This is a genomic window from Variovorax sp. GW822-FHT04A09, from assembly GCF_058801005.1.
This window is the reverse complement of record NZ_JBXAMV010000003.1, coordinates 41,675-60,196: the sequence shown is the minus strand read 5'-3', so window position 1 is coordinate 60,196 and position 18,522 is coordinate 41,675. Positions and strand designations below refer to the sequence as shown.

Genomic DNA, 18,522 nt, shown 5'->3' with positions numbered 1-18,522 from the left:
AGCCAAGACTGAATCGGGGAACAAGCCGGGGAACAGTCGGGGGAAAGGTCGCTGCGATGGGGTATCGTTCCCCGGTTGCTACTTATTTCCCGCCCCGGAGCCCTGTCCATGCTGACTGACAAGCACTGCAAGAACGCCGCCTGCCCGCCCGACAAGAAGCGAGCTCGCTTCACTGATGCGCTGGGCTTGTATCTGGAGGTTAGTCCGACCGGCTCGAAGCGATGGTTCTGGAAGACCTACTCGGACGGCAAAGAGGGGCGGATGGCCTTGGGTAGCTATCCGAGTACAAGTCTGGCTGACGCTCGCAAGGCTCGAGACGCAGCGAAGATGCAGAAGGCTGGAGGCATTGACCCAGTACAGGCGCGGAAGCTTCAGAAACTCAAGTTCAGTAATCCGACTGGGGACACGTTCAAGGTCGTGGCCTTGGAGTGGTATGCGAAGCAAGAAGACCAATGGAGTCTCGGTCACGCTGAGCGGCTGCGGCGACAGCTCGAGCGCGACTTGTTTCCTTGGTTGGGGGAGCGGCGATTGTGCGAAATCGAACCCGTGGAACTGCTTGCTACCCTGCGCAAGGTGGAGGAGCGCGGTGCCATTGAGACCGCCGATCGCGGCTTGATGTTGGCTCGTCAGGTCTGGTGCTACGGTGTAGCGACGGGCCGAGTAGAGCGCGACATCACTGTGGATCTGAAAGGCGCGCTGCAACCTTATCGAGGCCGTCATTTTGCGGCTATTACCGAGCCGGCCCGATTCGGCGAGCTGCTTCGGGCGATTCGGGTCTACAAGGGCGGACCCATTGTTCGCGCGGCGCTCCAACTCGCGCCCATGCTGTTTCAACGGCCGGGCGAGCTGCGTGCTGCTGCTTGGGCGGAAATTGACTTGGATGCGGCCCTCTGGACGATTCCTGCCGCCAGGATGAAGCGTGAAAAGGAAGGCAAGGAGCACGGAGGTCCTCACCTAGTGCCGCTGCCGACGCAGGCCGTGGCTGTGCTGCGTGACTTGCACCGATTGACCGGTCATGGCGTCCTTGTGTTCCCTGGTGAGCGCAGTCATGACCGTCCTATTTCTGAAAACTCCGTTCGCACTGCGCTCATCACAATGGGCTACACGCCGGAAATTCAGACTTGGCACGGCTTCAGGGCGACAGCCCGCACCATGCTGGCCGAAGTGTTGGAGGTCGATCCGCTGGTGATCGAGGCCCAACTGGCGCATGCAGTAAAAGACGCCAACGGCCGAGCCTACAACCGTACGCAGTACGTCAACCAGCGTAGGCAAATGATGCAGCGGTGGGCTGACTACCTCGACGCGTTGCGGGAGCAGAATTGCGCGGCTGCTGAGTCGATTGCGCCGCGTCCTCAGGACGCGGAAAACCGTGAGAGCATGGTGAGCTTAATGCGTGAGTTCCTGCGCGCAGCGGGTGAATTGGATGGTGTGCCTGATGCTGCTGCGGGGGGCATTCAGCCAAAGGAAAAGCGCATAGGTGGGGAGACGATGGCGGAACTCTTCTCTCAGGCGGTTTCTTCAGGTGCCGCTCGTACGAGATAGCTTCTCAAGGGGCGCGGACGGACGCGTGTGCACGCTCCGGCATAAATGCGAGGGCATGCAATTCTTGATGATGGTCGCAACATCGGGGCGGCGCGGTGCCCGTGCTAGTCTCGACGTCCATTTTCATAACGACCGAGGCCAAAGCTATCCAATGAACACCGAGAGTGACCAAAACGTTCCAGAAGAATTTCGTCGAATTGTGCACCGGGCTCACCGCCTGTTGGACACATTGGAACGTGAGTATCTTGAAATCAAGCCGGAGCACGGAGCGACCGGTTTCAGAGAGCGAGTGTTCAACAGGATGAACGACTTGGCGATCACGAAGCCGGGCGAACTGATCCTCTCCACAGGTGAGGTTTGCATCGAAAAAGTCGCCGAGTTGATCAAGGTTGAGGGGGATGCCATCTCGTCCGATCTTTGGTGGATTTACGGCGCCTGCGCGAACGTTGTGGCGTCCTCCAGAGCCCTAAATGCCAGCGACCTAGACCGTGCATGGGAATTCATGTGCGATGCGCATACCCCGACCGGCGCGATGTTGGTGACGAACCGAGCGGAAGAAGTACTTACCAAGCACGTCTTTGACGCTGTTAACAAGGAGAGGGCCGGCAATGGGGCCAAAGCTCGTCACCATAAGTCAGGAGTGATGAAGGCGAAGACCCATGAAATCGTGCGCAGCCGTAGTGATTGGGCCAGTCAGTCACGGGCGACACGAGCGGTCATCTCAAAGCTCAAAGCAGAGTATGGACAGGACGCGCTCAAGAATTTCGAGGAGACGGTCGGAGGCTGGATCAAGGCCATGCCAGATCGCCTTGATCTCATTCCGTCGCTCAAGGAGCGCCTGAGTCGGTCATCGCCAGGGATCGTCCCAGTTCAAGCCCAAAATTAACTCCTCGTGATCCCCTTCCACTGTAAATAGTGGGGGGTCTACTGAGCAGACAAGGGGGGGCTGCCCAGCTGGGGGGAGATTACAGAAAAGGGTCCCGTTGAGAAACTTGATCCCGTCGCAACCAACCATTACCGACGGAGAACCAAGATGTCCAACACGAACCAAACGCCAATCCTGGCTGGTCAGAACTACCAACTCATCCGCAAGAAGCGCTTGCTTGAGAAGGTCCCCTTCTCGAAGAGCACGCTCCACGCAAAAATGGCGAAGGGCCGGTACCGGGATACTACCTTCCCCTTGCCGATCTACTTTCCCAACAGTCGCATCCCGTACTGGCGCGAGGCCGCGATCGACAGCTGGATCGCCTTGGCCGAGAGTCGCTCCCGCCACGGGAGTGAAGCTCTCGGCGAACTGGTGCACACGACTGCGCCGCTGTCCTCGTCGTTGACTGCGCCCCAAACGCAGCCCGAGAACCCGTCTGCGCAAACCACCACGCCGGACCGCGACGTTGTGCGCGGTGTGCTTTCCGCCACTGGCTTCGACGGCCGCCCGAAGCAGATCTCTGTCGTGATGCGCCGCAAGCGTGCAGCAATGCCCATCAACGCTGCGCCCGTCGCCCAGTCCCTGCCTGATACGCGGAATGACGAAGTGGCGGCAAGCCAAGTCCCGGATTACTGGACGTACACGTCCTGCATGGAAAAACCTGCGCCGGAGCAGCCGAAGCACGCACTCCCCATCCCGTGCGAGGTAACCCCCGTGTATGCCGAGTACGCCGCGCCCCCCCGCACGCACCAGTGTGCACCGGAACATCCGTCTGTGCTGTCCATGTTCCCTACGGGCCGGATCTGAGTATTTCTAACTCGACGGCGAACTAAACCGCCAGCGGACAACTATCGGACGCACGCCCGACGATGGTTGTCCGACGGCGGACTATATGCCGCCGGTGGAGCCAAAACGCCAGCACGTCGGTTAGTGCCGATTTGCGGGAGCGCTGCGCATTCGAGTCACGTTGATGCCGAGTCCATCGGCCTCGTCGTATTCGAACTGCGTCGTTACCACTAACACTATTGCAAACCCTCCTTCTCCCTGGGGGATACGAGATCTGAAGCCTCCTTCCATTGGAAGGATTCAACGTCCTCAAAGCAATTGTTAGGTCAATCTATTTTCACAGATCGCTGCCATTGAAGGCAGCGTAAACAGGTGTATTCCAAATGAACCAGCCCAACCATAAAGCGCGTGATCAGATCGCGACGACCTCCGAAGAGGCGGAACTCAACAGCATGGCGAAGCTTGCTCTTCGCCAGCGAGCAATTGAACGGACCCTGAAGAACGATGAGCATCCTGAACAGGGGCTCCAAGTCGCGCGCACCGAAGTCCACGACCGGATCATCTCGCTCTTGCATGAGCTGGCTAAAGAAGTCATGCACCCGTCCGATCCGCCTTTCTTCGCGGAGCACGGCAAAACCCGCAGCTTCGTTCGCTGCACGCCGCTCGGTCAGCAGTTACTGGACGCAGCGCGTGCGGACTTCTATCAAATCCAAGCGGACTACCCGCTGCACGACTTCTCCCCGGTTTACAAGGTCTTTGCGCGACTGCGCCGCCTTATGCCTTCCTACCCGTCTTCGTACTTCGACCGGTCGGTTCCGGCGGAAGAAGCCGATCAAATCGTGGTTCAAGCCCTCCAGTTCGTGAAGGCATTGCGTCAAGCGCTTGATCGTGAATCGGTCAAAACGGCGAACGAGAACTTCCGCCGAGGGGCGATGGACAACTTCAACGGCCTGAGCGACTCGGTGGTCTGGCTGACTCAGCGTCGCAAGGACGTGATCGGCTTGCGCTTCGATTTGTACGAACGCGCAGCCGGGTCTGAGCCAGTCAAGCTGGGCGAGGCGGCCAGCTTGGATGGCTTGGATGAGTTCATGGTCTGTCGCGAGCGCTTTCATCGTTCGCTCCATCGCCGCTTTGGGAAAAAGCTGTTGGGGTACTTCTGGGCACTCGAATACGGACGTGAGAGCAAATATCACGTGCACTACTTCGTCCTACTCGATCCTCGCGGGAACGAGGATCATGTGGGCCTGGTGGAGATGCTGGGCGAGAAGTGGGTGTCCCTGACCGAAGGACGTGGGTACATCTACAACGGCAACGCGCACGCCGATCACCAAACGTATCCCGTGCTCGGCCGCGTGAATCTGGACGACCCGCAGACGATCACAGGTTTGCAGTTCCTCATGAGCTACTTGACGCTCGCCGGACTGTTCGTGAAGCTGGACGTGAACAAGCGGTTCCGTACCTTCTCCAAGGGACGCTTTCCGAAGGGGCCGCTGCGCAAGGCGGGACGTCCGCAAGACCGAGCGGCTGGCTCGCGGCTGAAGATCACGGTCGCGCAGGCGCGCGCGAACTTCATGAAGTTCATCTAAGGACAAGCACCCATGTTCCCGTTCCCTCAGAACACGCATGGGGGCTTGCCCCCTCAGGAGCCTACGGCGGGTAGCCGTTCGTATGCATTTCGTGGTCGCCGGCCGGCTCAGGCTGTGCCGCGGGTAGCGAAGATCCAGTTGCTGCGCCAGGCACTCGCAGAGCGGATGTGCGACATCGAGATTCAGCAGCCTGCACCGATTCATGCTCCTGCGCTAGTCTGGCAGCCTGCCTATGCGCCTCAAGGTAGCGTCGCCACGCCGCCGGCAGACCGTTTGTTCCCACGCTGGGAAACAATGGGCTACGGGGACCACCTATTAACCATCAAGGCCTTCGCAAAGACCTGCTTCTGCGCGAGCACGATGACGGCATCAGCCTTCAATCTCACGTCGCGCGGATGGAAGGCTAGTCGCTTGGGGAAGAGCTTCCTCGAAGTGGTTTCTGTCGTTGAATTCTGGAGCCGCGCTCGGCGCGACGACGCGCGCTTTGATCCGCAGGTGCAACTTGCAGTCGATGTGTTTCAACAGGTCGGCCTTTTGGAGGGAACGGCGATGGGGCCGCTGGCGCAGGTTGAGCGCTGGTTCGCCCAGGGCTACGCAGCCGCATCGGTCGCCGTCCGAGTGAATGCGTTTTTCGCTGAACTGAGCAAGCGTGGACAGCAAGTCAGCATGGGCCGAAAAATGCAGTTTCACGAAGACATGCACGCGGCTCGAGGGCGCGAGGTGCGCTCGTACCTCACGGGAGGGCTCAAACGTCACCCCGGCTGTTCCTTCCTGCGATTCGAGCTGTGCATGGGCCGCAATTCCATGTCGAGCAGGCAAGATGAATACGGCTTCATGCTGGACGCCAGCGCCCGCTACTTGCGCGATCTTCGCCAAGAATTCGGCGAGGCCATTGTGTGTGCCATCCGCAAGGTCGATCGCGGAAACACGAGCGACTACCTTGTCCATGTCGTGCTTGCGATCGATGGTCCCCGCCCGCACGAGCTGTTCGCGATGCGACAGACGCTCTCGGAGGGCTGGAAGGCCCAGACGCAAGGTATTGGATACCTAATCGACTGCAGCGCAGTCGAGACGTTCATGTACCGGGGCGCTGGCAATCACTTCAACCAGCACGAGTCGAGTTCAAGCCTGTTGGACAAGGCGGCCGTCTTCCTGGCTGACACGGATCGCATCATCCATGTCGGGTATGACGAGGGGCGCACTGGCCTGCTCATCGGGAGCCCCTGACGTCGTAAATGATCGACGGTGCGGCAATGGTGCTCGTGCCTTGATGCTGAAGCTGATCTCAGACAAAAAATAAAAGCGTTCGAACCGCAGAGCTCATTGAAGTTGAGAAACCGCGGTGGTGCGAAGGTGTCCGTCGATTCAAACGGAGCGGACGACTGGGGAGGCCCCCCGCACGCCACCAGCAGCGCGACGGAGTACCCACGCCCCGGCTCGCACCGCAGTGTGCAGAGCGGGCCGCGCCGCACTGTCATTTGGTACCTCCCTCTGGCGCATCGATTCGCTCCCTCGTGAACAGTGAGGGAGTTTAAGGTTGTCGCCGCAACGTCAACGCACGTCGCCAACGATATGAAGTTCTGAAGGATTCGGCACTGACGCAAACCCCACCTCGGTGTCTTCGGTAGGAAGCAAAAAAAGAAAAACAAAGAAAGAATGGAGAGGCCCTCAGCCTCTCCTCCCTCTGCTCGGTTGGTTCCTGCTGTGGAGGTCCCGTGCTGGGAGCCCCCTACAGTGACAGATTAGCCCGCTGGCTTCTTGTATTTGTAGCCATAGCCGTCGAAATCGCTGCCGATCGTGCGATCACTCTCGATCGGGAAGATCCGATCGAACATCTCTCGTACTCCCATTCCAAAGCCGTCCTTCGACGTGTAGTTGATGTACTCCTGCATGCGCTTTGGATCGAGCAGATAGACAGGAATTGTCGAGCTCCTTTTCTTCCCATCGACGAAAAGTGCGGAGTCGATCAGCTCCGCATCAAGACCTTCTCGATACCGAAAAACCGTCCTGACCTCTGCGGTGTGATTCTTGTCGTAAGCGGCGTCGATCTCCTTGCTTACCGCAGCCTTGGTTTGCTCAAGTGCTTCGGCATACTTGGGAAGCCAGGGCTGAATTGCTTCGAGCACCCGGGTGCTTTCGTCACGGCGCGCTTGCTGGCTGCTCTTGGCTTGCGTGATGTCGCGCAAGATGCGCTCCTTTGTCGCTGCGTACTCTGCACGATGTCGAGCCTTTTCAGCCTCCCATCGCGGCCTCGCCATTTCTTCCGTATCGGCGAGGAAGCGCCGCACAAAGACGAACGGCTCATCCAGCTTGGCATTTTCTTTTTCGATCGATTCCAGCTTCTCGTTCAATTTCGCGACTTCGCCTCCATCGTCGGCCAGCGCATGTTCCTGGCGTCCTTGGACCTTGGTCACATTGGCTCGGTGATTCTCCGTAGTGATCCGGACTGCGTCATCCAGATCGCGCAGCGCTTTTTCCTTCGATGCTGTGAAGGTGCTCTCGTCCAGCTTGATCGCGCAGGTGTGGGTGACCATCGTGGCGTTGTTCACGACTTCGCTGGTCCAGTCGCTGCTCTTGCATTCCTTGATCTTGCCCAGCGTTTCGCCGACAGTGAATTCGTCCCCGTGCAAGCGCGTGTCCTTGACGGCGGAAATCTTGCTGTCACCACAGGCAGTCAGTGCAGCCACGAGGAACCCGAGGCCGATCAACTTGATGGCATTGAGGGGAGTCATTTGAAAGTTCTTCTATAAAAAGTGGTTGTGGGGGTGATGGATATGGGGCGGCGGATGTACCTGGCCGCTGTTCCGTCCGTCCTCGTCGTTGTTCCTGCGCAGTGAGCGCCTAGCAGCGGTGTCTTGGGTTGAGAGTCCGGCGCGGGTCGGTTCCGAGCACAGCGCCTTCCTTGGTCATGCACACGCCATCGGCACAGGCATAGCCGGGCGTCTTCAGGACAGCAGGATCGGCGTCACCGATCTCGCAGCGCAGTTCGTCGAAGTTGAATTCCTTGTAGGAGCTCGCGCGATCGGTGGTCGTGTAGTACACGCCGTTGGTCCCTGCCTGCACCTGGATCGGGTAGACCGGGTACTTGAGATCGTGGCTCCAGCCCTGGATCTGGATCTCCATGGCCGAGCGATCGATCTGGTGCTTCACCGCGTCGGGGTTGATGAGTGGGTCGACGCCCTTGGCCAAAGCCAAGGGCATCAAAGTGATCGCGGTGAGCGCCGCGAAGATGGTGCCGAGTGCGGCTTTCATGGTGGGCTCCAAGTAGGTCGGGAGCTCAGCCGAGTTTGGTTTCGGCCGCCTTTGGCGCGATCAACTGCGGGATATTCCAGTCAGGCGGGAAGTCCGCGACAGGCGCCCAACCGTTTTTCACGTAGCTGCGCGCCGAGATGCGATTGCCAAAGTGACCCACCAACGCGCAGGGAATGACGATGCTCAGCAGGTCGACTATCCCGTCCGGCGCATCGAACACCAGGATCAGGAAGGCGGTAACGAGGCAAAAACCGGCAACCAGAAAGACTGAGCACGCCAGCGCCAGGGGCCACTGGCCGCGCATCAGGAAGGCAATGGGGCCGAAAAGACCCAACTGCCACGAGAAGCCGTGCTTAACGAAGCGGGTTTGGTTGTTTTTGGTGAAATGGATATTCATGGTTAGGGGGCTGAAAGGGAGAGGGAGTTGGTTGCCTCAATGCCCCAAAGGGCGATGTGCATTGCTTCTCAGTGAATCGGTGAAAGGGCGCACTTTTGAATGTCTTGCGATCGGTGAGGGGGCATCTGTCGTGATGTGGTGGTCCTTCGCGGTTGCATCGCGGAGGTGTTTTTTCCGTAGGGTTTGTGTTTCCAAATGCTAAGGATTCCTTAGTATAAGAACAAGTAGAAACTCAGACTATCTGAGGATGCCGCGTGCAAGCCATGCTCAGATTGACCCCGCTTTGCCGTTGTTCGCCAGGCGGCTCAAGGCCGCACGCTTGCGTAGCAATTTCTCGCAAGAAGGGCTGGGCGTGGCCGCCGGGGTGGACGAGTTTTCCGCCAGCGCGAGAATCAACCAGTACGAACGCGGCAAACACACACCGGATGTCTTGATGTCCACGCACTTGGCTCAAGCGCTGGGCGTGCCGTTGTCGTATTTCTGGGCGGTCGATGACGACGAAGCGGAGCTTTTACGGCTCTATCACACTCTCGGAGTGCGCATGCGCAAGCAGGCGCTGCGCTCGATTCAGGACTTGGCTGCCCCCAAGTAGAGGACTCCTATTGTTTTGGCACCGCTGTGCTCAGGGCCTGCCCGAGGGGTCAATGGCCGGACCAATTCTCCAAAGTTGGGGCTTGGACTTTTGTGTTGCCCACCCCTTCAATCCGCATGGGGCGGGCCGTCGCTAGCCCTCTGCGGAAATGGGGCGAAGCCGTCGAACCGGCCAACTCGGTGGCGATGTGCTGATTTGTCAGGAGTCCATCGGCTTCAGTCAAAGGCGTGCAGAGAATCCCTGCGCAGGTAGCTGCAGAAATGCCACCCCAGCCCGAAGCCGAAGAGGATCCCGGTGGCTAGCACCAACGCGAAGGCCCTCAAGTATTCGATCGGTCCGTAGAAAATTCCCATGGCGATGCCCTTTCTCTTTCTTCATGGTTGGTAGTTCAGGTTCTTGAGCCCCCAAAGAACAAGCCCCGGCCCCTCTAGGGGCCGGGGCTTGTGCCGTCGCGAGAAGGCCGTGGGAGCGAGAGGAGCCCCGCGGTGAGCGGACCGTCATTCAGTGCGGCTCGCTCCGGACAGGGGCCTCGCGCTGCAGCTGAAGTCGTTTCACCCGCACTTCCTCTTCGGTCGCACGCCAAGCCGCTTCCCGTTGGAACGGATCGGTTTGCTTTCGCTGCAGCATCACGCGATCCACCCGCTGCAGAAACGCCTCGTCGAGCGCGAGCACCTCGCTCTGATGGGGCGTGCCCGACACTGCGGCTTCGTCCGGCAGTTTTCTCATGAGGGCTTCCCCTCGAAGAAAATCGCCTGCACGCGCCGGGCGCCGGCCCCGTGGGCCGGGAAGCCCACGATGGCCGCACGATCACCCTGCTGGCAGATGCCGCAGTTCAGGCAGTCGGTGTTGCCGACACTGGCCGGGCACACGATGACCAGCCGGCCTTCGGGCGTCCTGGCCGGCTTCGTGGCGCCCACAGGCAAGACCACCGCCACAGGCGCTACGCCGAGCGACGCATAGGCATCGGCCTGCGCCAATGTCTGAGCGCTGAGGTTCACCGTGAACCCGAGCTCATTGGCGCTGCGAATAGCGGCCTGGTTCGCCTGCGTCGGCCGGTAGTGCGTGTACGTGAACCCGCGCCGCCCCCGGTTCGCCATCGCCAGCCTTGTGAGCAGGCGAGCGTCAATCGTTCCAGGTGCGCAGGGCGTCAGATCGCCAGCCTGGTTGTGTCTCCACAGGGCTCGGCGCCGCAGTGTGGCGATGTCTTGCAGCAGTTCGTCGAAGGTGCTGCCTCGGGCGCCGGCAGACACGGCGCGCCAATGCAACGCTAGCGGTCCGCTCTCCGCATAGCAGCCGTTGCGCCGAAACCCGCAATCCGGTGGACATGAGTTCGCACTCGTGGTCGTGACCGCCATGGGGCCGGTCTTGGCGTTGCGGCTGATGCGGGTGAAGTGATAGGTGAAGGGTTCTGACGATGGTTGCGAAAATGCTGCCGACGCGGCGCGCGATGGCGAGCCACCGCGTGAGATCGTGGTGAGCAAGATGTTCTCCTTGGAGGGGGAGGTGCTGTCGTCGCGAGCACGGGGTGCGCAGGCGTCCCCTTCCCAGCCCCCACGGGCTCTGAGGGGGCGCGGTGCGCGGAGATGGATGGGCTTCGATCGCCCAGAGAAACCCTGTCGGGCCTAGTCGTCGAAGCGCTGCTTGAGCTTTCGCTGCACCTCGAGAGCACAGCCATGCCAGGCCTGACCGCTGACCAGGCCGGTATCCATCGCTTCGGGATCGGTGGCAGCCACCTTTTCTGCGAACTGCGTCAGTGCCTGCAGAACGAAGGCCTGGATCAATGCCCCATGTGCGCTGAACTCCATCAAGTCGTCGACGAACTCGACGTTGGTCTGGGGGCGGTCCTGCTTCATGCCGATGCCTCCTGCGGTGTCGCCGCCGGCAGCATCGTTGCCTGCTGGAGCTGTCTGTCCTTCATGCGAAAGATCAGGCCATCGTCACGTTGCACCTCCCAGCCGCGGCGACCCAGGCAGTGCCGCAGCTCGTAGGTGCGGCCGTCGTACGAGACGCGCAGGCCCGCGCGGATGGCTGCTCGCTTGGCGGCTCGGTTCGCATGGAACGCACGTACTTTCTCGCGCCATGGGCCTGCGTAGGGCCCGACCGGCGGATCCGCTCGATCAAGAAAGGCCAAGGGACAGTCGAAGTAGTACGGACCGCAGCTCTCGTCCATGTTCTTGACGACTGCCTGGCCATTCCTGCAATCGATGAGGGTCAGGCCGATCCAGATCCGCCCAATGCGTTCACCCTGACGGTTCTGCGCCAGGAACCATAGGCGGTTGCCGATCGCGCGATGGGCGAGCACTGCGGCAAAGGCCGCCACGTTCTGCAGTTCGTCATGGACGGCCTGGTCCTTGGTGGCCCGGTAGACGATGCTGCCCATGTCAGTCGCTCCAGGTGGATGGGCGGCGCATGGCGATGCCGGCACAAGGCCGGCGGAATGAACGGACGCGCGCGACAGGCGCGCCCACTTTGGAGAGAGAAGTGTTGTTGGGCATGAGACAGACGTAAAAAAAGCCCGCGCAAGGCGAGCTGCTGGGGTGAGTAGGGGAAATTCCGGACATGACCGCAGGTCATTCCGGGACGGGTTGTCGCGCGTGTCGTCGTTCAAGAGTGGCGAGGACGGCACAATTCCCGGCATGACGAGCAAGGAGATGCTGACCGACGAGGAATTGGGTGTCCTGGCGAGCGAGTGGCGCATGAAGGCGCTGCAGGGAGATTTGCACGCGCGGGGCATTGCCCACGAATACGAGCGCGAGATGCGCCGGCGTGCTGGTGCACCACTCACGAACTACGACACCTTGGACTTGCGTCCCCTGGAGCTACGGGCCGCAACACGGCGCCGTTGGTGGCGGTTCTGGCGAGTCGGTTGACTGCCAGGACTTGAAGATCAGGGCACGACCTTCCCGCCTTGATCGGGTGGGGCCTGATCAAGCTCCACGCAACTCCAGAACTCACGTTCGGCGTCGATGAGCCGAGAGATCTCGACGTCGTCGCGTGCGACACGATAGATGCGCAGGTCCTGCCCGCAGATCAGGGCCACGACATCGACGGCCTGAGCCCCAGTCACTGCCAGTTGATGCAGCAGCTGGATCCGAGCGTAGGCGGGCAGGCCCGCGTCCCAGTGCGCAGCCGCATCCATGCCGACGCATCGACACTCTAGAAGCTGAACGTTGGGGTCGCTGACGACTTCGCGGCCGGGATGGGCGAACATCCAGGGGTGCTGCGGGTGCCGCAGCAAGGTGCTGGAGCGCCGCACATGCCGCCCAGTGCGTAGTGTGTAGTGCGCTGCAACGATAGGCTCCAGCAGCCGGCTCCAGTAGACAGCACCTTCGGGCGTCGGCGCAGCCTCCGGTCTCGGCTGCAGCAGGTCGTGGCGTTCGGTCTTCTCCATCCAGAGTCGAACCGGTGACTTGAAGGGATCGCAGCCCATGGCTGCAGCGGCATCCAAGCTCGCGAGGCCGCCCTCGTACATGTTCGGCCAGTGCTCAGGCATAGGGACAGGCGCGCGAGCGGTCTGGACCAACTGCAATGCCGGGGCGCGCAAAGGCCGGCGGGCTATCGAGGGGCGCGGAACGCCGCGCGTGTCTGGGGTCAGACTCATCTTGGTTTTCCTTGAAGGGTTGGGATCGATCTACAGCCAGCAAAAAGCCCCGTCCTCTGGATACAGAGGCGGGGCTTCGATGGGGTGGTGGGGAATGGGGGCGGTCGCTTTGAGGTTCACCTCGCGAGTTCCAGTGCGTTTGCAAGGGCTCGCTGCTTCAGTGCGGCGCCCTGGCCGAACCAGGCACTGTCCAGGCGGTACTCGCGGCTGCGGGCCCGGCGCTCGTGGTCGACGAACTCGGTCATTGCGCTGAGCAGGCCCCAGGCCGTGCCCCGCGCAGCAGCGAGTTCGGCGCCGCGGCCTTTGCCCTCGTACAGTTCCAGGACCTTGCGGGCAGCCCAAGCGCCTGGCATGGGCTGCGTGCCTGCGCCGGGCGCGGAGACCTCGTCAGACTTGCTTGGTCCGCAGAGCACCCGCTGGATGTAGGCCTCGACTTCCTTGCCCTTGACCTTTCGACCTGCCAGCATCTTCATGCGATGCATGAAGTCATCCCACTGCCCGATGGCAATGCCGAGTTGGCGCTTGACGGCATCCGCATCGAAACTGGTGCTGTGGGGCACACGGATGACGTTGCTGGTGCTGTCCAGTGCAATGGCCAGGGTGTTGTTGCACACGACCCGCACAGTTGTAGGGGTGACACTGGTGGCCAGCGTTCCGTCGCAGGAGGTTGCCAGCAACAGGTAGCCGTTAACGGTGTCGCTGCCCTTGAGCACGGCCTGTTTGCCGGTGCGCGCCAGTGCCCAGACCTTGCGACCACCCTTGAGAACACCTGCCGTCTCCATCTCGTAGCCGCCGATCTCGGTGAGGTCGCGGTAGAACTCGAGAACGGCGCGAGGCTGCACGACCTGGTAGCGGCTGCTGACCACCGACAGTGCAGCCCGGGTGTCGCTGCGATAGAGCACCTTCTGCTCGGCGAACGATTCCAGGGCCTGCAGGGCATCGCCTTCAGGTTGGGTCATGAAGCGCACTGGGGTTTCCTGGATGCTCCAGTCCATGCCGGCTTGCTGGGCCCAGACCTCCAGGGGTTGCTTGGGCGGGAGGCGGTGACCCAGGCGGTGCCACGGCGTGTCGCCGGCATAGGCCATTGTTTCGATGAGATGTGCCATGAGGAGGTTTCCTTGTTGGGGATGAGGGGTGAAGAAGAGTGGTCAGCGGCGCGAGGCCGAGAAGGTCTGGCCACAGGCCAAGCAGCGGCGGTTGCGCAAGATCGAGTCGTCGACAGCCTCGCCGAGTGCCGCGCCGACGGTGCAGCCGGCGATGGCTCCACTCAGGCCGCCGAGGATCGCACCGGCGACGATGCCAAGCGGTGTACTGGCTGTTGCGGTTGCAGCCATCGCCATGCCGATCTCGGCGCCTGTGATGACCCCGGACAGCGCGCCGGAGATGCCGCCGGCAGCGCCTGCTACGGTGCCGATGGCCGCACCAGCCTTCTTGCCGGTGTCGCGGGCAATGGTGCGTCGCGATTGGCAGGCGGGGCACGCGAAGTTGGGTGACTGTGTGTGGGGCTCATGATCAGAAAAAGGTTCGTCGTCGAAAGTGGTGGATGTGAAGTCGTGATCCATAGGGCTTGGGATGCACAGCGGTATTCCCGGAAAGGACGGAACACACGTCTGGCAGAGTCAGACGGCACAAAGCCCAGCGCGGCGGAGACCGGGCTGGGCTTTGTTGGAGGCGGACGGACTTTCTACTGTCTATCCGGAGTAGTCATATGGGGCTGAAAATTTCTGCAATCGCCGCGGCGGCTTGCGCTGGTAAGCTGCAGCTGCACCCGCTTTAGACTGGGTGCGATCGCCGCGATTTCGAGCCCGAATGACTGCTTGCCTCGGGAGCAGTCGTGCGTTGGTTGCCAGTGACCGACTATGTGCGGGTCGCCTTCATCAAGCAGACCATCGGCTTGATACTTGAAGAAAGCGAGCGGCCGGTCGATCTACATTCGCGCGCCGGCGCCGACAGGCATGGCCGAAAGAAAGCAACGACCGCTGGGGTCGAATGCCGGTCGTGGATGGGTTCATGTCTTTATGGCCTTGCACGCCGCATTCCACGGACTGTCCCCGCTTTCCAGCAGGGACGTTCGATCAGTTTGGCGGGGGCGTCGGAAAAAATAGGTGTGCTTGTACCCAAGCAGTAGACGATCAGGACCAGACATTGGCTGCGGCCTTGCCGCAAAGACCAGGCTCTTATCATGTGCCATCAGAAGCATCAATCGAGTTGACCCAGGGGCTGCGATGCACGCTATGGTCGTCCAATACGGGCATGCACACCATTCTCGACACGAAAACCATCGATCCGGGTTTCCGCTTCTCGGCGTTCCAGAAAGCCGTGTGTCAGATCGCTAGTCTCGGTGCTTCTCGCGCGAGGGATAGCACCTTCAATGCCCGCATTCAGCGCAGCAAGGTGGGCTCTTGCGAATGCTCTCTTGTCGAGTACGAAACGGCCACCATCGAGCGCAGGCTGGAGGACATCGCGAGCGAGAAGAGCCACGACTACCTGCTGGCATTGCATGTCGATGGCAACGTGCGCATGAGGCATCTGGACCGCGAGATCCAACTCCAGCGTGGCGCGTTCGTGATCGTCGACAGCGCGCTGCCCTACCGCATCGAGGCCGAAGGCTCGACACGTCGCTTCGTGATGCGCTATCCGCGCAGCGAGTTCATGCGCAGGGGCCTCTCCACCCACGCGGTGTGCGGGCGCCTCTATAACGGCGAGCGCGGCACGGGCGGAATTGCCTCGCGCCTCATGCGCGTGTTGACAAGCGAATCCGTCGACCTGGTCTCGGAGGCGGGCCATTCGCTCGCCGCCTCCGTTCTCGATCTGATTGCCGAAGCTGAAAGCGAAGACGGTCCCTTGACTCAGATCGGGCTGTCGCACGACCACATCGTTCGCCGCATCCGGACCATCGTGCTGACCCACTTGTTCGACCCCGACCTGTCGGTCGCGGGCGTGGCCGCGCTGTCAGGCATCTCCGTGCGCTACCTTCACCAGGTGTTCGGCGCCACCGGGACGACGCTGCACAAGTGGATCGAGAGCGAGCGTCTGGAGCGGGCTTGGCGGGCCCTGAGAAGCCAGCATCAGCGTGAGCGGTCGATCCAGGAGATCGCGCTGGATTGCGGCTTCAGCGATCCCGCGCATTTCAGCCGCCGTTTCACGAAGAAGTTCGGCATGCCTCCTCGCCAGGTGCGCGCCGCCAGCGAAGGCCATTGAGCGAGGCGGTCAGGCCGACAAGGCGGCGCTCGCGCGTCGCCTGAGCAGGAAGTTCAATACCACGTCGTTGAACCCGCTCGGGTTTTCGATGTTCAGCAGATGGCCCGTGTCCGGGAGCAGCGTCAGTTCCGCATGCGGAATGAGCCGCACGATTTCGCGCGACATGGCCAGCGGCGCGAGCGGGTCGCTCGCGCCGCACACGACGTGGGTAGGAACGCGCACGTGGTCGAGGCTCGCATCGACATCCTCGTGCACCATGGCCTCGATGCTCTTGATGTAGCTTTCCTTGTGCAAGCGCTGCATGCTGTCCACGAGCTGTTGCAGTGCGTTGTCCGAGGCCCCGGGACTGAGGAGGGAGCGGGCGACGTCTTCGGCGATGTCGGCGGGTTCCTTCCCGTTGAGCAAGGGCTCCTTGCGGGAGCGAATGAACTCTGCCTTGGCCGCGTCGCTGAACGTGCCGAAGCCCTTGAAGGTCGCGCACAGGGTGAGGCTGTGCAGCCGACCGGTGTGTCGTTGCGCGAAGTTCAGTGCAATACGTCCTCCCATCGACAGCCCGACGAGATGCGCGCGATCGGCGCCGAAATGATCGAGCACGCGGGCCAGATCGTCGGAGAAGTCATGAAACCTCAGCGCGCCGGCATAGTCATCGCTGTCGCCGTAGCCGCGCGCATCCCAGGCTGCGGCCAGGAAGTGCTCGCCGAACACGGGAAGGCTGCTTTGCCAGTTGCGCCGATTGCCTCCGATGCCATGGAGAAAGACGACGAGTTCACCGCTGCCGCAGTGGTCCACGGCGATCCGGGGGAACGGCCCGGCATGGACCGTCTTGATTGTTTGCATGGTGAGTTTCCTTGAATGTCTTGGGGGCGGGCCGAACGCCGCAGCGATGGCCCGTTCGCGGCGCCGACTCAGCGATCCCGCTGGCGCGCGGGGTCCTCGTGGACCCAGCTGAACAACTCGGCATTGCCGAACGGCAGGTACTTGAGGCCGCTGTCCTGGTCCACCCGCACTTGCACCAGCGCCGGCCGTCCGGCCGCCTGGGCGCGCCGGATGGCGGGCGCCAGTTCTTCGATGCGCTCCACGTATTCACCGTGGCCTCCGACCGACTCGATCAGCTGATCGAAGCGTGTGTAGGCAAAGCGTGCTTCGGGCGTTTCACCCATCTTGGCGTGCAGTGCGGCCAGTTCGGCGGCGTAGGACTGGTCGTCGTTGACGATCACCACGATCTGCACGTTGTGGCGCACCGCGGTCTCCAGTTCCATGATGTGCGGGCCGATCCCGCCGTCGCCGGTCACCAGGTACACCGGACGTTCACCCACCGCCAGCTTGGCGCCGATGGCTTGCGGCAGACCCGCCCCCATCAGTCCGAAAGTCACGTTCCACAGGTAGTCGTTGCTGCGTTGTTCGAAGGCGTCGTTGAGGTAGACGCCAGTCAAGCCGCATTCGGTGACGATCACGGCGTCGTCGGGCACGGCCTCGCGCGCCACGGCCATCAGCTCGTAAGGATGAATGGGCTGCTTGCCACGCGCCTCTTCAATGCGCTGCTGCCGTTCTTTCAGGAAGGCCGCCCGCCACTGTTCGAGCTTCGGATGCGGCGGGCGCCCACCTGCTGCCTGCAGGGCTGCCACAAGCTGCGGCAGCACGTCCGGCAGCTTGCCCAGCAGCGGCAGGTCGACGGGCCGGTTGAGGCCGAAGGCTGCGGGGTCCTGGTGGATCAGGATCCACTTTCGGTTTTCATCGCCGGCCGCCCAATGCCGCTGCCGGCCGTAGTTGATGTGTTCGGAGATGTCGGTGCCGATCGCAATCACGAGGTCGGATTCGGCGATGACTTCGCGGATCGTGTCACTGCTGAAGTTGATGAAGTGCGCATCGGTCTCGGCGACCGTGCCGCGCGCCGTCATCGGACTGGTGGCGGGGCAATTCACGAGACGCGTCAACGCATGAACTTCATCGAAGGTGCGCGTGCTCTGGATTTCCTCGCCCGCCAGGATCAGGGGCGAACGCGCCTGCGCGATGAGTTGCACCGCTTCCTGCAGTGCCGCCTCGGCGGCGGGTTGCCGTTGCAAGCGGTAGCGCGCGGGCGCCACGAGGGGGCCATACGTCCACTCCTGCTGGTGGCCTTCGTAGTCCACTTCGAGGTAGACCGGGCCTGGCCGCCCGTTCAAGGCCTCTCGAAAGGCCTGCTGCACCATCTCGTCGACCTGGCGCGGGTGCAGGATCTTGCCCGACCACTTGCAGATGTCGCGAAAGGCTGGCCACAACGTGTCGCCATGGAGAAAGCGGCCAGCGCGCACGCCCGTCGTCGATTCGTGCTGGCGCGAAGCCCCGACGAGCACGACCGGGATGTTTTCCGTGCGGCAGCTGACGGCGGCAGGCAGCATGTTGGCGGCGCCGGGGCCTTGCGCGCCCATGGCAACCTGCGGCTTGCCGGTCAGGCGGTAGTAGGCGGCCGCCATGAAGACCCCTGCCGATTCATGGCGTGCGCCCACCATGCGCAGCCCGTTCCGAAGGGCGTGCTTCTGGATATCCATGAGCGAGAGCTCGCCATGGCTGAAGACGATCTCCACGCCTTCCTGCAGAAAATTCTGGACGATTCTTTCCCCGGCGGTCATTTGGGTTCTTTCCGACATCGACTGTCTCCTG

At 61.8% G+C, this 18,522-nt stretch carries 20 protein-coding genes; 8 read left to right on the top strand and 12 right to left on the bottom strand.

The annotated features are described in order from the left end of the window. Positions 1–108 precede the first annotated feature (108 nt). The 5 genes from AC1RLW_RS16730 to AC1RLW_RS16710 all read left to right on the top strand — a co-directional run bounded on the left by AC1RLW_RS16730 (position 109) and on the right by AC1RLW_RS16710 (position 6,066). Complete coding sequence (locus AC1RLW_RS16730; RefSeq protein ID WP_493194046.1) at positions 109–1,542, top strand: tyrosine-type recombinase/integrase; 1,434 nt, start codon at positions 109–111, stop codon at positions 1,540–1,542. A 55-nt stretch (positions 1,543–1,597) separates the two neighbouring features. Then, a complete protein-coding gene (locus AC1RLW_RS16725) occupies positions 1,598–2,428 on the top strand; it encodes a hypothetical protein (RefSeq protein WP_493194045.1) in 831 nt (276 codons plus the stop codon). Between the two features lie 147 nt (positions 2,429–2,575). Further along, positions 2,576–3,274: a helix-turn-helix transcriptional regulator gene (locus tag AC1RLW_RS16720; RefSeq protein WP_493194043.1), complete on the top strand. Its 699-nt coding sequence runs from the start codon at positions 2,576–2,578 to the stop codon at positions 3,272–3,274. 362 nt (positions 3,275–3,636) lie between these two features. Beyond that, positions 3,637–4,839, top strand: a complete 1,203-nt coding sequence (locus tag AC1RLW_RS16715) for a YagK/YfjJ domain-containing protein (protein WP_493194041.1) — start codon at positions 3,637–3,639, stop codon at positions 4,837–4,839. A 12-nt stretch (positions 4,840–4,851) separates the two neighbouring features. After that, entirely contained in the window at positions 4,852–6,066 is a 1,215-nt protein-coding gene (locus AC1RLW_RS16710; RefSeq protein ID WP_493194040.1) for a hypothetical protein, read from the top strand. A 515-nt stretch (positions 6,067–6,581) separates the two neighbouring features. Here AC1RLW_RS16710 and AC1RLW_RS16705 read toward each other — a convergent pair. The 3 genes from AC1RLW_RS16705 to AC1RLW_RS16695 form a co-directional block, all read right to left on the bottom strand. Continuing rightward, the gene (locus AC1RLW_RS16705) at positions 6,582–7,571 is read right to left on the bottom strand and encodes a hypothetical protein (RefSeq protein WP_493194038.1); all 990 of its coding nucleotides are present in this window, start codon (positions 7,569–7,571) and stop codon (positions 6,582–6,584) included. 109 nt (positions 7,572–7,680) lie between these two features. Continuing rightward, positions 7,681–8,091, bottom strand: coding sequence for a hypothetical protein (locus AC1RLW_RS16700; protein WP_493194036.1), 411 nt, complete (start codon positions 8,089–8,091; stop codon positions 7,681–7,683). 25 nt (positions 8,092–8,116) lie between these two features. Beyond that, the gene (locus tag AC1RLW_RS16695) at positions 8,117–8,488 is read right to left on the bottom strand and encodes a hypothetical protein (RefSeq protein ID WP_172438238.1); all 372 of its coding nucleotides are present in this window, start codon (positions 8,486–8,488) and stop codon (positions 8,117–8,119) included. A gap of 247 nt (positions 8,489–8,735) precedes the next feature. Between AC1RLW_RS16695 and AC1RLW_RS16690 the strand changes: the two genes are divergently transcribed. Then, complete coding sequence (locus AC1RLW_RS16690) at positions 8,736–9,080, top strand: helix-turn-helix domain-containing protein (RefSeq protein WP_095946890.1); 345 nt, start codon at positions 8,736–8,738, stop codon at positions 9,078–9,080. A 501-nt stretch (positions 9,081–9,581) separates the two neighbouring features. Here AC1RLW_RS16690 and AC1RLW_RS16685 read toward each other — a convergent pair. The 4 genes from AC1RLW_RS16685 to AC1RLW_RS16670 form a co-directional block, all read right to left on the bottom strand. Further along, positions 9,582–9,806 carry a hypothetical protein gene (locus AC1RLW_RS16685; protein WP_493194033.1) on the bottom strand — a complete coding sequence of 75 codons (225 nt, stop codon included), beginning with the start codon at positions 9,804–9,806 and terminating at the stop codon, positions 9,582–9,584. Continuing rightward, a complete protein-coding gene (locus AC1RLW_RS16680) occupies positions 9,803–10,561 on the bottom strand; it encodes a DUF7227 family protein (RefSeq protein WP_493194031.1) in 759 nt (252 codons plus the stop codon). The genes AC1RLW_RS16685 and AC1RLW_RS16680 overlap by 4 nt, the downstream gene beginning before the upstream one ends. A 141-nt stretch (positions 10,562–10,702) precedes the next feature. Further along, on the bottom strand, positions 10,703–10,933 hold the full coding sequence (locus AC1RLW_RS16675) for a hypothetical protein (RefSeq protein WP_493194029.1): 231 nt from the start codon (positions 10,931–10,933) through the stop codon (positions 10,703–10,705). Beyond that, positions 10,930–11,460 (bottom strand): hypothetical protein, encoded by a 531-nt coding sequence (locus AC1RLW_RS16670; RefSeq protein WP_493194027.1) that lies wholly within the window; start codon positions 11,458–11,460, stop codon positions 10,930–10,932. The genes AC1RLW_RS16675 and AC1RLW_RS16670 overlap by 4 nt, the downstream gene beginning before the upstream one ends. A gap of 256 nt (positions 11,461–11,716) precedes the next feature. Here AC1RLW_RS16670 and AC1RLW_RS16665 point away from each other — a divergent pair, with 256 nt between their 5' ends. Continuing rightward, positions 11,717–11,950, top strand: a complete 234-nt coding sequence (locus AC1RLW_RS16665) for a hypothetical protein (protein WP_493194026.1) — start codon at positions 11,717–11,719, stop codon at positions 11,948–11,950. Between the two features lie 17 nt (positions 11,951–11,967). Here the strand turns inward: AC1RLW_RS16665 and AC1RLW_RS16660 are convergent, their stop codons facing one another. The 3 genes from AC1RLW_RS16660 to AC1RLW_RS16650 all read right to left on the bottom strand — a co-directional run bounded on the left by AC1RLW_RS16660 (position 11,968) and on the right by AC1RLW_RS16650 (position 14,243). After that, a complete protein-coding gene (locus AC1RLW_RS16660) occupies positions 11,968–12,681 on the bottom strand; it encodes a YqaJ viral recombinase family nuclease (RefSeq protein ID WP_493194025.1) in 714 nt (237 codons plus the stop codon). A gap of 116 nt (positions 12,682–12,797) precedes the next feature. Continuing rightward, entirely contained in the window at positions 12,798–13,787 is a 990-nt protein-coding gene (locus AC1RLW_RS16655) for a DUF932 domain-containing protein (protein ID WP_493194023.1), read from the bottom strand. 42 nt (positions 13,788–13,829) lie between these two features. Further along, on the bottom strand, positions 13,830–14,243 hold the full coding sequence (locus tag AC1RLW_RS16650; RefSeq protein ID WP_493194022.1) for a hypothetical protein: 414 nt from the start codon (positions 14,241–14,243) through the stop codon (positions 13,830–13,832). Positions 14,244–14,934: 691 nt separating this feature from the next. On the opposite strand from AC1RLW_RS16650, the gene AC1RLW_RS16645 reads away from it, so the two are divergent. Further along, positions 14,935–15,882, top strand: a complete 948-nt coding sequence (locus tag AC1RLW_RS16645) for a helix-turn-helix domain-containing protein (RefSeq protein ID WP_493194021.1) — start codon at positions 14,935–14,937, stop codon at positions 15,880–15,882. A gap of 9 nt (positions 15,883–15,891) precedes the next feature. Here the strand turns inward: AC1RLW_RS16645 and AC1RLW_RS16640 are convergent, their stop codons facing one another. After that, positions 15,892–16,719 carry an alpha/beta fold hydrolase gene (locus tag AC1RLW_RS16640; RefSeq protein ID WP_493194019.1) on the bottom strand — a complete coding sequence of 276 codons (828 nt, stop codon included), beginning with the start codon at positions 16,717–16,719 and terminating at the stop codon, positions 15,892–15,894. Between the two features lie 68 nt (positions 16,720–16,787). Then, complete coding sequence (locus tag AC1RLW_RS16635) at positions 16,788–18,509, bottom strand: thiamine pyrophosphate-binding protein (RefSeq protein WP_493194017.1); 1,722 nt, start codon at positions 18,507–18,509, stop codon at positions 16,788–16,790. Positions 18,510–18,522 lie beyond the last annotated feature (13 nt).